A 14,629-nucleotide genomic window follows, 5' to 3' on the forward strand; every position below is an offset into this window, starting at 1 on the left:
ACGTAAATCCGTTCATGTCTAAACGATTGAATTTGCTCGCGCAAAAATAATCGGTTGAATTTTTCTGCGGGCCTGCTTATGCCAACCGGGATTTTGGGCTGGTACCAGCCGGCCCGAAACCCTGCAATAGCCGGGTCTGTGACGTTCGGGTTCCGGCGCATCACGGAAGGGGATTCTCACCACATGGCACGCGATAAGATCGCTCTCATCGGCTCCGGCATGATCGGCGGCACGCTCGCCCACATGGCCGGCCTGAAGGAACTCGGCGATATCGTATTGTTCGACATCGCCGAAGGCATACCGCAAGGCAAGGCCCTCGACATCGCCGAGTCCTCCCCGGTCGACGGCTTCGATTCAAAGCTGCTTGGCGCGAACGACTACAGCGCCATCGAAGGGGCCGATGTCGCCATCGTCACCGCCGGCGTGCCGCGCAAGCCCGGCATGAGCCGCGACGACCTTCTGGGCATCAATCTCAAGGTGATGGAGCAGGTCGGCGCCGGCATCAAGAAATATGCCCCCAATGCCTTCGTCATCTGCATCACAAACCCGCTCGACGCGATGGTGTGGGCGCTGCAGAAGTTCTCAGGCCTGCCCAGGAGCCACGTCGTCGGCATGGCTGGCGTTCTGGACTCCTCCCGTTTCCGCTACTTCCTCGCCGATGAGTTCAAGGTCTCCGTCGAGGATGTGACGGCCTTCGTCCTGGGCGGGCACGGCGATTCCATGGTGCCGCTGACCCGCTATTCCACTGTCGCCGGCATCCCGATCCCCGATCTGATCAAGATGGGCTGGACGTCGAAGGAGAAGGTCGAGGAGATCGTCCAGCGCACCCGCGACGGCGGTGCCGAGATCGTCGGCCTGCTCAAGAACGGTTCCGCCTATTATGCGCCGGCCGCCTCCGCCATTTCCATGGCCGAGAGCTACCTGAAGGACAAGAAGCGGGTGCTGCCCTGCGCGGCGCATCTTTCCGGCCAGTACGGCGTGAAGGATCTTTATGTCGGCGTGCCGACGGTGATCGGGTCCGGCGGCGTCGAACGCATCATCGAGATCGACCTCAACAAGGCCGAGCAGAAGAACTTCGACAAATCGGTCGCATCCGTCCGGGGCCTCTGCGAGGCCTGCGCGGAAATCGCCCCCAGCCTGAAGAAATAGGACCCCGACGCCCCATGAACATTCACGAGTATCAGGCCAAGCAACTCCTGAAGAGCTACGGCGCGCCCGTGGCCGAGGGCGTTCCGGTCTTCAAGAAGGAAGAGGCGGAAGCCGCCGCCAGAAAGCTGCCCGGACCGCTCTATGTGGTGAAAAGCCAGATCCACGCCGGCGGACGCGGCAAGGGCAAGTTCAAGGAACTCGGCCCCGACGCCAAGGGCGGCGTGCGGCTGGCCAAAAGCGTCGAGGAGGTCGTCGCCAATGTCGATGAAATGCTCGGCAACACGCTGGTCACCAAGCAGACGGGACCGGAAGGCAAGCAGGTCAACCGCCTTTACATAGAGGACGGCGCCGACATCGACCGCGAACTCTACCTGTCGATCCTGATCGACCGCACGGTCGGCCGGCCTGCCTTCGTCGTCTCCACCGAGGGCGGCATGGACATCGAGGCGGTCGCCGAGGAGACGCCGGAGAAGATCCTGACGCTCGCCATCGACCCGGAAAAGGGCGTCACAGTGGAAGACGTCAGGAAGCTCAATGAGGCGCTGAAGCTGGACGGCGATGCGGCAAGGGACGGCGAAACCCTGTTCCCCATCCTCTACAAGGCCTTTGCCGAGAAGGATATGAGCCTTCTTGAGGTCAATCCGCTGATCGTCATGATGGACGGCCGCCTGCGCGTGCTCGACGCCAAGGTCTCCTTCGACAGCAACGCGCTGTTCCGCCACGAGGACGTTGTTGCCCTGCGCGATACCAGCGAGGAAGACGAGAAGGAGATCGAAGCCTCCAAGCACGACCTCGCCTATGTCGCCCTCGACGGCAATATCGGCTGCATGGTCAACGGCGCCGGCCTTGCCATGGCGACCATGGACATCATAAAGCTCTACGGTGCCGAGCCGGCCAACTTCCTCGATGTCGGCGGCGGCGCTTCCAAGGAGAAGGTGACGGCGGCGTTCAAGATCATCACCGCCGACCCCGCCGTGAAGGGCATCCTGGTCAATATCTTCGGCGGCATCATGAAGTGCGACGTGATTGCCGAAGGTGTCGTCGCGGCCGTGAGGGAAGTAGGCCTTAAGGTGCCGCTGGTCGTCCGTCTCGAAGGCACCAATGTCGAACTCGGCAAGAAGATCATCAACGAGTCCGATGTGGACGTCATCGCCGCCGACGATCTCGATGATGCCGCCCGGAAGATCGTCGCCGCGGTAAAGGGTCGCTGAGCCATGCCGCCCCGCAAGATCGCTCTTCTGGAAGCCGCCGACCGGCGCATCGAAAAGGTGTTCGATCCCCATATTGCGGGCGACGTGAACGATTCCCAGGTGAAGATTGCCAAATTCGGGGCGGTCTTCGACTGGCATTCCCACGATGAGGAAGACGAGGCGTTTCTGGTCCTGCGGGGCCGGATCGCCATCGACTTCCGCGACGGCGTGGTCGAGCTTGGCGAAGGCGAATTCATCGTGGTTCCGAAAACGGTGGAACACCGTCCGCGCGCACTTACGGAGGAACCGGTCGTTCTGATGTTCGAGCCGGCCACAACCCTCAATACCGGCAATGCCGAAAGCGACCTGACCGTCTCCGATTTGAAGCGATTGTAGGAAAAAGCATGTCCATACTCGTCAACAAAGACACCAAGGTCCTGGTCCAGGGCCTGACCGGCAAGACCGGCACTTTCCACACCGAGCAGGCGCTGGCCTATCACGGCACGAAGATGGTCGGCGGCATTCATCCCAAGAAGGGCGGAACCACCTGGCAGGGCCAGGGCGGGGAAGAGCTGCCGATCTTCGCGACCGTCGCCGAGGGCAAGGAAAAGACCGGGGCCACGGCCTCCGTCGTCTACGTCCCGCCGGCAGGCGCGGCGGCTGCCATCATCGAGGCCATCGAGGCGGAGATACCGCTTATCGTGTGCATCACCGAGGGCATCCCGGTGATGGACATGGTCAAGGTGAAGGCCAGGCTGGAAAAATCGAAGTCGCGGCTCCTCGGCCCCAACTGCCCGGGCGTCCTGACCCCGGACGAATGCAAGATCGGCATCATGCCCGGCAACATCTTCAAGAAGGGCTCCGTCGGCGTCGTCTCGCGTTCCGGCACGCTTACCTATGAGGCCGTGTTCCAGACCACCAATGCCGGCCTCGGCCAGACGACCGCCGTCGGCATCGGCGGCGACCCGGTAAAGGGTACCGAATTCATCGACGTGCTGGAGATGTTCCTGGCGGACGACGAAACCAAGTCTATCATCATGATCGGCGAGATCGGCGGATCGGCGGAAGAGGAAGCGGCGCAGTTCCTCAAAGACGAGGCGAAGAAGGGCCGCAAGAAGCCGATGGCCGGTTTCATCGCCGGCCGCACCGCCCCTCCCGGACGCACCATGGGTCATGCCGGCGCGGTCATTTCCGGCGGCAAGGGCGGCGCCGAAGACAAGATCGCCGCAATGGAGGAGGCCGGCATCAAGGTGTCGCCCTCCCCGGCACGTCTCGGCACAACGCTCGTGGAAGCGATCAAGGGCTGAGGAAATGCGGAACGCCGGGCCGCGCTTGCGGATTGGCGTTCCAGACGGCAATTGATTGAATGACGGCAAAGCCGTCCGCGCCGGCCGGCGTCCAGGCCGCTTAGCAAGGAGCCGGAGAAAATCCGGAGCTTTAAATGGCACGGCAGAACCAAGCCAACGACGAATTCTCCCTCACTTCCTTCCTTTATGGCGGCAACGCCGCCTATATCGAGGACCTTTACGCGGCCTTCCAGGAGGACCCCTCGTCGGTGAACGAGGATTGGCGGTCCTATTTCAGCCAACTCAAGGACGATGCGGCCGATGTGAGGAAGAATGCGGACGGCGCTTCCTGGAAAAGCAAGAACTGGCCCATTGCCGCCAATGGCGAGCTTGTTTCCGCGCTCGACGGCAATTGGGAAGGCGTGGAAAAGCACTTCGACGACAAGATCAAGCAGAAGGCCGCACGGGGCGGCGTGGCCCTTTCGGAAGAGCAGGTCCAGCGCGCGGCGCGCGAATCCGTCCGCGCCATCATGATGATCCGCGCCTACCGCATGCGCGGCCACCTGCACGCAAATCTCGACCCGCTGGGCCTTGCGAACCCGCTCGAAGACTACAACGAGCTGTCGCCGGAAGCCTACGGCTTCACCGCGTCCGATCTCGACCGTCCGATCTTCATCGACAATGTGCTGGGCCTCGAGACGGCGACCGTGCGCCAGATGCTCGACATCCTCAAGCGCACCTATTGCTCCACCCTCGGTGTGGAATTCATGCATATCTCCAACCCGGAGGAAAAGGCGTGGATCCAGGCGCGTATCGAGGGTCCGGACAAGGGCGTCGCCTTCACCGAGAACGGCAAGAAAGCGATCCTCCAGAAGCTCATCGAGGCCGAGGGCTTCGAGCAGTTCATCGACGTGAAGTACAAGGGAACCAAGCGCTTCGGCCTCGATGGCGGCGAGGCGCTGATCCCCGCGCTCGAACAGATCATCAAGCGTGGCGGCGCCATGGGGCTCAAGGAGGTCGTGCTCGGCATGGCTCATCGCGGCCGCCTCAACGTGCTTTCCCAGGTCTTGGAAAAGCCGCACCGCGCCATCTTCCATGAGTTCAAGGGCGGCTCCTTCACGCCCGATGAGGTGGAAGGGTCCGGCGATGTCAAATACCACCTCGGTGCCTCCTCGGACCGCGAGTTCGACGGCAACAAGGTGCACCTGTCGCTGACGGCCAACCCCTCGCATCTGGAGATCGTCAACCCGGTGGTCATGGGCAAGGCCCGCGCCAAGCAGGACCAGGTCTTCGGCCGCAAGCGCGAGGAGGTGGTGCCGCTGCCCGAGCGCGCCAAGGTCATGCCGCTGCTTCTGCACGGCGACGCCGCCTTCGCCGGCCAGGGCGTCGTTGCGGAATGTTTCGGCCTTTCCGGCCTTCGCGGCCATCGCGTGGGCGGCACCGTGCACTTCATCATCAACAACCAGATCGGCTTCACCACCAATCCGCGCTTCTCCCGCTCCTCGCCCTATCCTTCTGACGTGGCGAAGATGATCGAGGCTCCGATCTTCCACGTGAACGGCGACGATCCGGAGGCGGTCGTCTATGCCGCCAAGGTGGCGACCGAGTTCCGCATGATGTTCCACAAGCCGGTGGTCATCGACATGTTCTGCTACCGGCGCTACGGCCATAATGAAGGCGACGAGCCGGCATTCACCCAGCCGATCATGTACCGCAAGATCCGCAATCACCCGACCACGGGCGAGATCTATGCGAAGAAGCTGATCGAGGAGGGGCTTGTCACCCAGGAGGAGATCGACCGGATGAAGTCCGGTTGGCGGGCGCATCTGGAGGCCGAGTTCGAGGCCGGTCAGTCCTATAGGCCGAACAAGGCCGACTGGCTGGACGGCGCCTGGTCGGGCCTCAAGCGGGCCGACAACGAAGACGAGCAGCGCCGCGGCAAGACGGCTGTACCTGTCAAGACGCTCAAGGAGATCGGCAGGAAGCTGACGGAAGTCCCCGCCGATTTTGAAGCGCACCGCACGATCAACCGCTTCCTGGAAAACCGGAAGAAGATGATCGAGTCCGGCGAGGGCATCGACTGGGCGACCGCCGAAGCGCTGGCCTTCGGCTCCATCCTCATGGACGGTAACCCTGTCCGCCTGTCCGGGCAGGATTCCGAGCGCGGCACGTTTTCGCAGCGCCATTCGGTTCTGTACGACCAGAATAACGAGAACCGCTTCATTCCGCTCAATCATCTCGGACCGCAGCAGGCCTACTACGAAGTCATCAATTCGATGTTGTCGGAAGAGGCAGTGCTTGGTTTCGAATACGGTTTTTCGCTGGCCGAGCCACGGGCGCTGACGCTTTGGGAAGCCCAGTTCGGCGACTTCGCCAACGGGGCGCAGGTGATCTTCGACCAGTTCATCTCGTCGGGCGAGCGCAAATGGCTGCGCATGTCGGGCCTCGTCTGCCTGTTGCCGCACGGCTACGAAGGACAGGGTCCCGAGCACTCTTCGGCACGGCTGGAGCGATGGCTGCAGATGTGCGCCGAGGACAACATGCAAGTCGCCAACTGCACGACGCCGGCGAATTACTTCCACATACTGCGCCGGCAGCTCAAGCGCGATTTCCGCAAGCCGCTCATCCTGATGACGCCGAAATCGCTGCTGCGCCACAAGCGTGCGGTGTCCACCCTGTCGGAAATGTCGGGCGAAAGCTCCTTTCACCGGCTGCTCTGGGACGACGCGCAATATCTGAGCGACGACCAGCCCATCAAGCTGGTCAAGGACTCCAAGATGCGCCGCGTCGTCATGTGCTCGGGCAAGGTCTATTACGACCTCTACGAGGAACGCGAGAAGCGCGGCATCGACGATATCTACCTGCTGCGTGTCGAGCAGCTCTACCCGTTCCCGGCCAAGGCGCTGATCACCGAATTGTCGCGCTTCCGCAATGCGGAGATGGTCTGGTGCCAGGAAGAGCCGAAGAACATGGGTGCGTGGTCCTTCATCGACCCCTATCTCGAATGGGTGCTGCAGCACATAGATGCCAAGCACAAGCGGGTGCGCTACACCGGCCGTCCGGCCTCCGCCTCGCCTGCGACTGGCCTTATGTCGAAGCACCTGGAACAGCTCGCCGCCTTCCTGGAAGACGCGCTGGGCGGCGAATAGTCTGAACAGAACCAACGGAAACGAGACCCATGGCTACCGAAATCCGCGTTCCCACTCTGGGAGAATCCGTCACCGAGGCAACCATCGGCCGCTGGTTCAAGAAGAAGGGCGAGGCGATTGCCGTCGACGAGCCTGTGGTCGAGCTTGAAACCGACAAGGTCACCATAGAGGTCCCCGCGTCTGCTGCCGGCACGCTGGAGGAGATATCCGCCGAGGAGGGCGCCACCGTCGAAGTCGGCGCCCTTTTAGGCATGATCGGCGAAGGCAACGGCGAAGCCGTGTCTGCCAAAAGCGGCAAGTCAGCCGCCAAGGAAGAAAAGACCGAGCCAGCCGACGAGGGCGAGGGCAACGGCAAGGCGCCCGGCGGCAAGCTCGTCGACGTCAACGTGCCGTCTGCGGGCGAATCGGTGACCGAGGCCCAGGTCGGCGAGGTTTACAAGAAGGTGGGCGACACGGTTAAGGCCGACGAAGCGATCCTAGAGCTTGAGACCGACAAGGCGGCTCAGGAAGTCATGGCGCCGGTCGCCGGCGTGATCCGCGAACTGGCCGTCGAAAGCGGCGACGAGGTGAAGGTCGGTGCGCTGCTGGCCCGTATAGAAGAAGGCGCGTCCGCGGGTGCCGGGAAGAAGGAAGCGAAAGCAGCCGCGAAGCAGGAGGAAAAGCAGGAGGCTCGCGTCGGCGAGGCTGCATCCACCGCATCGCGCGATGTCCGCCATGGCGGCGGCGGCGGAGAATCAGCCCGCCCGCCCGCGCCCGCCGCGGCCAAGCTGATGGAAGAACACGGCCTGAAGGAATCCGAGATCGCCGGCTCCGGCAAGGAAGGGCAGGTACTCAAGGGAGACGTCCTGGCGGCGATAGAGCGAGGCAAGGATGCCGGGCGTGGCGCACCGAGCGAGCCGGCCGAGAAGCCGAAGGTTGCCCGCGCGCCCTCCACCGGCGACGATGAGGCACGCGAGGAACGGGTGAAGATGACCCGTCTGCGCCAAACCATCGCCCGCCGTCTTAAGGAGGCTCAGGAAGCAGCCGCCATGCTGACCACCTTCAACGAGGTGGACATGACGGCGGTGATGGAGCTGCGCAAGAAGTACAAGGACCTGTTCGAGAAGAAGCATGGCGTGAAGCTTGGCTTCATGGGCTTTTTCTCCAAGGCCGTCTGCCACGCCCTGCACGAGATCCCGGCCGTCAATGCCGAGATCGACGGCACAGATATCATCTACAAGAACTACTGCCACATCGGCGTGGCCGTCGGCACCGACAAGGGCCTTGTCGTGCCGGTGGTGCGCGACGCGGACCGGATGACGATCGCCGAGATCGAGAAGGAGATCGGTCGCCTGGGCGCGGCGGCCCGTGATGGCAAGCTGTCGCTGGCCGAGATGCAGGGCGGCACCTTCACCATCTCCAATGGCGGCGTCTATGGCTCGCTCATGTCGACGCCGATCCTCAACGCCCCGCAGTCGGGCATCCTCGGCATGCACAAGATCCAGGAGCGGCCGATGGTCGTCGGCGGGCAGGTCGTCGTCCGCCCGATGATGTATCTGGCGCTCTCCTACGATCACCGCATCGTCGACGGCAAGGAGGCCGTGACCTTCCTGGTGCGGGTGAAGGAAGTGCTGGAAGATCCCGAGCGTCTGGTGCTCGACCTTTAGGAAGATGAAACCGGCGGCAGGCGCGTAATGCGGATGACACGGACATTGTTGGCCGTACCTGTCTTCCTCAGCCTGATGAACGCTGCCGGCGCCGCCTGCCCGCAGGCCTTGGCAGTCTATGATGAAGTCGGCGGCCGAACGGCCATCGACTTCATCCCCAATATGGACATGGTCGCCGCCAGCAACACCTTTCGTCTGATCCTTCCCGATGCCGCTCCCATCCAAGGCCACGTGGAATGGCAATCCGGCGGCGGACGACCGGATGGCTTGTTGCTCAAGGACTGCCCTACAGGCGACGCGACCGGCGAGGAGCTCGCCGCATGCACCTTATGGCGCGGTGTGGTCTATGCAATCGACGATGAGGGAGCGGTCGGGCTGCTTCCCGGCGCCCGGGAGGATGCGGCGCAGCGGTTGATCATGACGGACTTGAGCCGGGCGCTGCATTTCAGCACACTCAACGATGGCGAGGCGGCCCTCCCCAGCTTCGATGTCTACGAAATCTCCGGGTGCCAGGAATAATCGATGTTGCCTGTAAACCAGTGTTGGAAGAGATGTTCAGCCATATGAATTGCAAACCGGCGAGGCGGAAATGAGCGCATATTTGCCCGAACTCCTTTCCCTGATGGCGATCTTCACTTTTGCGATTGTTTCGCCCGGAGCAGACCTGGCGATGGTGATGCGCCAGTCCCTTGTCAACGGGCGCCGCGCCGCCATTCTGACCAGCATCGGCATCGGATGCGCCCTGCTGTTTCACGTATCCTATACAGTTCTGGGGCTCGGCCTGCTCATCTCCCAATCGGTCTACGCCTTCAATATCCTCAAATGGTGCGGTGTGGCCTACCTGACATATATCGGCATCCAGTCGCTTCGCGCCAAGCCGCCGATCCTGGAAACCACATCGGCCCCAACCGATGCGCCGGCCCCCAATCAACACGCGCTCAAGGCGTTTCTGATCGGGTTTGCCACCAACGCGCTCAATCCGAAACCGGTCTTCTTTTTCCTCTCGATCTTCTCGACGGTCGTCCATATCGAGACCCCGGCGGTGGTGAAATTCTCCTACGGATGCGTGATGGCGGCGGCGCTTGTCGCCTGGTTCGTCGGCGTATCCATCTTCATGACGACGCCCTCCGTAAGGCAAGGGTTCAATCGCATCGGCGTGTGGATCAACCGTGCCGGCGGCCTCGTCTTCCTTGGCCTTGGCCTAAAGCTGGCCACCGAAAAAGCGGGCTGAGGCTGCAAAGCACCCAAACTCACTCACAATGACCCGGCTGACAGCAATGCGGCCGAAACGAAGGGAAAATTCATGTCATACGATCTCGTCGTCATCGGAACCGGCCCGGGCGGCTATGTGTGCGCCATCAAGGCGGCGCAGCTCGGCCTGAAGACCGCAGTCGTCGAAAAGCTGCCGACCCATGGCGGCACCTGCGTCAATGTCGGCTGCATTCCCTCCAAGGCCCTGCTCCATGCCTCCGAAATGTTCGCCGAAGCCTCCCATTCCTTCGCGGATCTCGGCATCGATGTCGGCAAGCCGAAGCTCGACCTGAAGAAGATGATGGCGCACCGCCAGAACTCGGTCGATCAGAACACCAAGGGCCTCGACTTCCTGATGAAGAAGAACAAGATCGACGTTCTGCGGGGCACCGGCTCGATCGCCGGCAAGGGCAAGGTCCTCGTCAAGGATGCTGAGGGCGCAGAGCAGACCGTCGAGACGAAAAACATCGTCATCGCCACCGGCTCCGATGTAACCGGCATCCCCGGCGTCAACGTGAAGTTCGACGAGAAGGTGGTCGTGTCGTCCACCGGAGCGCTGGAGCTTTCCAAGGTGCCGGCAAGGATGGTGGTGGTGGGCGGCGGCGTGATCGGGCTCGAGCTCGGCTCCGTTTGGGCACGACTCGGCGCCGAGGTCACGGTGATCGAGTACCTCGACACCATCCTGGGTGGGATGGACGGCGAAGTCGCCAAGCAGTTTCAGCGCATGCTGTCGAAGCAGGGCTTCACCTTCAAGCTCGGCCAGAAGGTGACCGACGTTTCGAAGGCCGGCAAGGGCGCCAAGGTGACTTTCGAACCCGCCAAGGGCGGCGATGCCGAGACGATTGAAGCCGATGTCGTGCTGGTCGCCACCGGCCGCAGGCCTTACACCGAAGGCCTCGGCCTCAAAGAAGCCGGCATAGAGACCGACGATCGTGGCCGGGTGAAAACCGACAAGCACCTGCGCACCAATGTCGAGGGCGTCTACGCCATTGGTGACGTGATCGCCGGGCCGATGCTGGCCCACAAGGCAGAAGAGGAAGGCGTGGCGGTAGCCGAGATCCTCGCCGGCCAAGCCGGCCATGTGAACTACGACGTCATTCCGAGCGTTGTTTATACCAGCCCTGAGATCGCCTCGGTCGGCAAGACGGAGGAGGAGCTGAAGAAGGCCGGCGTCGAGTACAATATCGGCAAGTTTCCCTTCTCGGCCAATGGCCGCGCCCGCTCCATGCTGCACACGGACGGCTTCGTGAAGGTGCTGGCCGACAAGAAGTCGGACCGCGTGCTGGGCGTCCACATTGTGGGCTTTGGCGCCGGAGAGATGATCCACGAAGCCGCCGTTCTGATGGAGTTCTCCGGCTCTTCAGAAGACCTTGCCCGCACGTGCCACGCCCACCCGACCATGTCGGAAGCAGTCAAGGAGGCCGCGCTCGGCGCGTTTGCCAAGCCCATCCATTCCTGAACATCAGACCTCGGCAAGCGTCGGGAGCCACGACAAGCCGTGGCTCCTCGACACCTGAGGTCTTGAGGACCGCTATTGAGGCGCTGGAGCCTCTTCAGCGGGAGCATCACCCGCAGGGGCCTCGTCAGCCGGAGCCTCGCCCGCAGGCGCTTCGGTCTCAGGCGCGGGCGCGATCGGAGCGGTGTCCGTGGGAGCGGTTTGGGTTTCCGGCGTCGTCATGGCGTCACCGCCGGCCTCGCCCTCCGGAGCAACCACCGGAGCCCCGCCTTCGGGCGCGATCTCGGCATCGGGACTGTCGAAGAAGGCACCACCGCCGAAGGCCAGGAACAGAATGACCAGTATGGCCGCCAGCACCGCAACGACGATGAATGTGCTGGCGCCGCTTCCCGAGCGTTGCGTCACCGTGTTGTTGGGAGGCGGCGGCGTATTGGGATTTGCCGCAGGGTCCACATGCGGATCGCCGGCCGGTGGCCGGCTCTGACGTGCTTTGTCGCGGTCTTCCATGGAAACTCTCCGCGTTTCATCTTCGTTGCTCTTGCAACGCGCCAAGGGCCCGAGGGTTCCTTCCCTGCCATGAGGAGGCCGGCTACCGGGCGGGCGTGACGCTGTATCCCGCCTGCCGCAGCTTCTCGACGAGCCCGTCCTTGCCGGGAAGATGCATGGCCCCGATCGCAATGAAGGCGCGTCCCTTCTCCAGCATGGGCAGCATGCGCTCTGCCATCGTGGCGTTGCGGGACGTCACCATGGCCGCTTCGAATTCGGCATATCCCATGTTTGCGCCGTCCTCTGGAACCGCCCGTTCCAGCATCGGCCGAAACATGCCCGTCTCGCCGTCGCTATAGAGTTGGATCATCGTTTCGATGACGTCGTCCACCCGGCCGCCCATCGAGAGCGTGCTCACCAGGCCCTCGATATGAAACGACATCGGCAGCGATGCCATGGCGCGGAGCTGCTCTCCCACGCTTTCGAGCCCTGCCAGCTTCTTGCCGGCCGCCTCCGCGTCCTGAGCCAGCTTCACGTCGAGCACGGGCTTTCCCGCCTGCTGGCGTGCCTGCTCGCAGGCAGGCAGCGCAATCAGCGAAACGAGCATCCACGGCTTCATCTTCACGACGGTCGAAAGCGGCACCCCGCGTGCATCGAGCGCGGCGGAAACGATTTCCCGCTGTTCCGCCGTCAGATGATCGGTCAACGCCTCGCCGGGCGGGAACATCATCAGGCCCGGTTCTTCCACCATGGCGGCCATGAGCGCCTGCTGGTCTAGAATATCCGTGGTCTCGATAACCACCGTCCGGGCTTCGTCGAAGGCCGCTCTCGCGGCATCGGGCAGGCGGGTGACGCGCGGATCGGTCACGTGCATCGTGCCAAAGAGAAAAGACGGCGCGGTGCCGTCTTTTTCGATCTTCCACAGGAGGCCCTTGCCGTTGGGCGTTCGCCCGGCTTCGCGTTCGATTTCGGCGAGCCGTTCCGGATCGTTCCTGGAGAACGCCTCCAGCAGGTTCCGGCCATTGCAGGTCTCGTTCGCCTGAGAATGCGCCGGAGCGGTTGCAAACAGCAGCGTGACGGCAAAGGCCAGCACAAACAGCACATTCGCGGCGGCCAGCACCCACAGCGATGTGTCGGCGATACGGTCGGCAAGGGCGGAACTTTTTCTCATGGTCGAGGCGTACCGGCAGAATGTGGAAAAATGTGTTAACCGGCAGCGGAACTGCGCGCTTCACGCCCGCGGATGCGCGGCATCGTAAATTTCCAGTAACCGGGACGTATCGACCGCCGTATAGACCTGTGTTGTCGACAGGCTGGCATGGCCCAGGAGTTCCTGAATGGCGCGAAGATCCCCGCCCCGGGCAAGAAGATGCGTGGCGAAGGAATGGCGCAGTGCGTGCGGAGTCGCCGTGTCGGGAAGGTTCAGCGCCGAGCGCATCTTCTGCATCTCGCGCTGAATGATGGCCGGCTGCAGCGCACCACCCCGCGCGCCACGAAACAGCGGCTGGTCAGGGCTAAGATGATAGGGACAAAGCCGCCTGTATTCCGCCGCCGCCTTGTGGACCACCGGCAGCACTGGCACCAGCCGCGTCTTGCCGCCCTTGCCGGTGATGCGGAGCGTCTCCTCGCGCGGCGAGGTAAGGTCGCCGCCGGTGAGCCCCAGAGCCTCGGAAATGCGCAGGCCCGATCCATAAAGCAGCGCGAGGACAGCGGCGTTCCTGGCGACGATCCAGGGTTTCTCCGCAAGCTGTCCGTCGCCGCTGGACACGCGCCGCGCATCCGCCGCCGTCAGCGGTTTCGGCAATCCCTTGGGCGCGCGCGGCGAGTGCAGCGCCGACGCACCGGCCGCATTCACGAGACCGCGCTTTTCCAGGTACCGCAGGAAAGAGCGGATGCCGGCCAGCCCCCGCCCTAGCGTGCGCGCACCCGCCCCGCCATTGCGTCGCGCGGCCAGAAAAGCGCGAAAATCGGCCGGCCTCAGATCGGCAATGTCGGAAATGCCCGGCGCGCCGCCGCGATGGCCGGTCAGGAATTGCAGAAACTGCCGCGTATCGCGCTCATAAGCCTCCACCGTCAGCTTTGCCAACCGCCGTTCCCCGGCGAGCGCCCTCAGCCACTCGCTCCGTGCGGTTTGAAGGTCGGGTCTGGCTGCAATGAGGAAGTCCTCGGGCATGGTCGGCTATCCGGCTTTTCAGCCAGTCTCGCCCCATCGCGTTAGCATCTGGTGAAGAGCCGGATTACTTCCGCTTTCGGCCGGCAAGAAGGCTCACCGTCTCGCCGAGCGCCGCGCGAAATACCGCGTCGAAGGAAGTCGCGGAGATTTCCCATTCCCGCGTCTTCCCTTCCGCCGCCAACCGCCAGCGCGAAGACCAGTCGAGCGTCTCCGGTCGCCATGTCAGATGCCCGGCAAGCATCGGCTCAGCGGCAGAAACGCCATCAGGCAGGCGTATGGGTAGGCCGTACCGCTTGGCCACCTCCATCAGAGCCGCGCGCTGACCTTGTCCGAACGCCGCATCATGGGCCAGGAGAAACGAGCTTATGCCATTGTCAACCTCGACCCGGAGCCAGACCACGGGTCGCTCTGTCCACGGCTCGCGGCCAAGCCCACGCAGCACCGCATCGATCTTTTCGGGAGCGAAATTCACCGTCAGGAAGTGCGGCCGTTCGCGCGTGCCCTGTTCGTCATGAACGGGAATGCCCGCCATCCGGTCGCGATAATGGTACGAGGACGCGAAGTCCCCTGCCTTGTCAGCCAGTTCGGCCAAGGAAGACGAGCCGGCAAGCGAAATGTCGCCGGAGACCTTCACCAGCACTTCCTCGAGCGCGGCGGCAAAGCCACGGCTGCGTTCCGGCTCGACCGTCCCAGTGACGATGGCCACCGCCTGGTAAAGCGACGCAGGGTTGTCGCTGGTCGGCCCGGTGGCGCTCGCACATAGCAGGAAAAGCGCCGCAAGAAGGCCACGCAGGCAAAGCGGGCGGAAAAGGCGCATGAAAACCTCTCCTCGATGGCAACCGC

Annotated in this window: 13 protein-coding genes; 9 read left to right on the forward strand and 4 right to left on the reverse strand. The window is 63.2% G+C overall.

Annotation, left to right across the window (positions count from 1 at the left end):
- Positions 1-183: 183 nt before the first annotated feature.
- The 9 genes from mdh to lpdA all read left to right on the forward strand — a co-directional run bounded on the left by mdh (position 184) and on the right by lpdA (position 11,130).
- Entirely contained in the window at positions 184-1,149 is a 966-nt protein-coding gene (gene mdh / locus NTH_RS08705) for a malate dehydrogenase (RefSeq protein WP_338529653.1), read from the forward strand.
- Positions 1,150-1,163: 14 nt separating this feature from the next.
- On the forward strand, positions 1,164-2,360 hold the full coding sequence (sucC, locus tag NTH_RS08710) for an ADP-forming succinate--CoA ligase subunit beta (RefSeq protein ID WP_338529654.1): 1,197 nt from the start codon (positions 1,164-1,166) through the stop codon (positions 2,358-2,360).
- Positions 2,361-2,363: 3 nt separating this feature from the next.
- Positions 2,364-2,735, forward strand: coding sequence for a cupin domain-containing protein (locus tag NTH_RS08715; RefSeq protein WP_265517743.1), 372 nt, complete (start codon positions 2,364-2,366; stop codon positions 2,733-2,735).
- An 8-nt stretch (positions 2,736-2,743) separates the two neighbouring features.
- On the forward strand, positions 2,744-3,646 hold the full coding sequence (gene sucD, locus NTH_RS08720) for a succinate--CoA ligase subunit alpha (protein ID WP_338529655.1): 903 nt from the start codon (positions 2,744-2,746) through the stop codon (positions 3,644-3,646).
- 134 nt (positions 3,647-3,780) lie between these two features.
- Positions 3,781-6,774, forward strand: coding sequence for a 2-oxoglutarate dehydrogenase E1 component (locus tag NTH_RS08725; protein WP_338529656.1), 2,994 nt, complete (start codon positions 3,781-3,783; stop codon positions 6,772-6,774).
- A 29-nt stretch (positions 6,775-6,803) separates the two neighbouring features.
- Positions 6,804-8,420 (forward strand): 2-oxoglutarate dehydrogenase complex dihydrolipoyllysine-residue succinyltransferase, encoded by a 1,617-nt coding sequence (gene odhB, locus NTH_RS08730; RefSeq protein ID WP_338529657.1) that lies wholly within the window; start codon positions 6,804-6,806, stop codon positions 8,418-8,420.
- 33 nt (positions 8,421-8,453) lie between these two features.
- Entirely contained in the window at positions 8,454-8,939 is a 486-nt protein-coding gene (locus tag NTH_RS08735; RefSeq protein ID WP_338529658.1) for a hypothetical protein, read from the forward strand.
- Positions 8,940-9,009: 70 nt separating this feature from the next.
- Positions 9,010-9,651, forward strand: a complete 642-nt coding sequence (locus NTH_RS08740) for a LysE family translocator (protein WP_338529659.1) — start codon at positions 9,010-9,012, stop codon at positions 9,649-9,651.
- Between the two features lie 72 nt (positions 9,652-9,723).
- Positions 9,724-11,130 carry a dihydrolipoyl dehydrogenase gene (gene lpdA / locus NTH_RS08745; protein ID WP_338529660.1) on the forward strand — a complete coding sequence of 469 codons (1,407 nt, stop codon included), beginning with the start codon at positions 9,724-9,726 and terminating at the stop codon, positions 11,128-11,130.
- A gap of 72 nt (positions 11,131-11,202) precedes the next feature.
- Here the strand turns inward: lpdA and NTH_RS08750 are convergent, their stop codons facing one another.
- The 4 genes from NTH_RS08750 to NTH_RS08765 form a co-directional block, all read right to left on the reverse strand.
- Entirely contained in the window at positions 11,203-11,634 is a 432-nt protein-coding gene (locus NTH_RS08750; RefSeq protein ID WP_338529661.1) for a hypothetical protein, read from the reverse strand.
- Between the two features lie 82 nt (positions 11,635-11,716).
- On the reverse strand, positions 11,717-12,784 hold the full coding sequence (locus NTH_RS08755; RefSeq protein ID WP_338529662.1) for a TraB/GumN family protein: 1,068 nt from the start codon (positions 12,782-12,784) through the stop codon (positions 11,717-11,719).
- A gap of 60 nt (positions 12,785-12,844) precedes the next feature.
- On the reverse strand, positions 12,845-13,786 hold the full coding sequence (locus NTH_RS08760; protein ID WP_338529663.1) for a tyrosine recombinase XerC: 942 nt from the start codon (positions 13,784-13,786) through the stop codon (positions 12,845-12,847).
- Positions 13,787-13,850: 64 nt separating this feature from the next.
- Positions 13,851-14,603 (reverse strand): DUF2066 domain-containing protein, encoded by a 753-nt coding sequence (locus tag NTH_RS08765; RefSeq protein ID WP_338529664.1) that lies wholly within the window; start codon positions 14,601-14,603, stop codon positions 13,851-13,853.
- Between the last annotated feature and the right edge of the window lie 26 nt (positions 14,604-14,629).

This window comes from Nitratireductor thuwali, from assembly GCF_036621415.1.
Lineage (GTDB): Bacteria > Pseudomonadota > Alphaproteobacteria > Rhizobiales > Rhizobiaceae > Chelativorans > Chelativorans thuwali.

Excerpts from the sequence above, each read along its gene's own strand:
- NTH_RS08765 (WP_338529664.1), bottom strand. The coding sequence starts at position 14,603 with ATGCGCCTTTTCCGCCCGCTTTGCCTGCGTGGCCTTCTTGCGGCGCTT.
- NTH_RS08755 (WP_338529662.1), bottom strand. The coding sequence starts at position 12,784 with ATGAGAAAAAGTTCCGCCCTTGCCGACCGTATCGCCGACACATCGCTG.
- NTH_RS08725 (WP_338529656.1), top strand. The coding sequence starts at position 3,781 with ATGGCACGGCAGAACCAAGCCAACGACGAATTCTCCCTCACTTCCTTC.
- odhB (WP_338529657.1), top strand. The coding sequence starts at position 6,804 with ATGGCTACCGAAATCCGCGTTCCCACTCTGGGAGAATCCGTCACCGAG.
- NTH_RS08750 (WP_338529661.1), bottom strand. The coding sequence starts at position 11,634 with ATGGAAGACCGCGACAAAGCACGTCAGAGCCGGCCACCGGCCGGCGAT.
- NTH_RS08735 (WP_338529658.1), top strand. The coding sequence starts at position 8,454 with ATGACACGGACATTGTTGGCCGTACCTGTCTTCCTCAGCCTGATGAAC.
- NTH_RS08715 (WP_265517743.1), top strand. The coding sequence starts at position 2,364 with ATGCCGCCCCGCAAGATCGCTCTTCTGGAAGCCGCCGACCGGCGCATC.
- lpdA (WP_338529660.1), top strand. The coding sequence starts at position 9,724 with ATGTCATACGATCTCGTCGTCATCGGAACCGGCCCGGGCGGCTATGTG.
- NTH_RS08740 (WP_338529659.1), top strand. The coding sequence starts at position 9,010 with ATGAGCGCATATTTGCCCGAACTCCTTTCCCTGATGGCGATCTTCACT.
- mdh (WP_338529653.1), top strand. The coding sequence starts at position 184 with ATGGCACGCGATAAGATCGCTCTCATCGGCTCCGGCATGATCGGCGGC.
- sucC (WP_338529654.1), top strand. The coding sequence starts at position 1,164 with ATGAACATTCACGAGTATCAGGCCAAGCAACTCCTGAAGAGCTACGGC.
- NTH_RS08760 (WP_338529663.1), bottom strand. The coding sequence starts at position 13,786 with ATGCCCGAGGACTTCCTCATTGCAGCCAGACCCGACCTTCAAACCGCA.
- sucD (WP_338529655.1), top strand. The coding sequence starts at position 2,744 with ATGTCCATACTCGTCAACAAAGACACCAAGGTCCTGGTCCAGGGCCTG.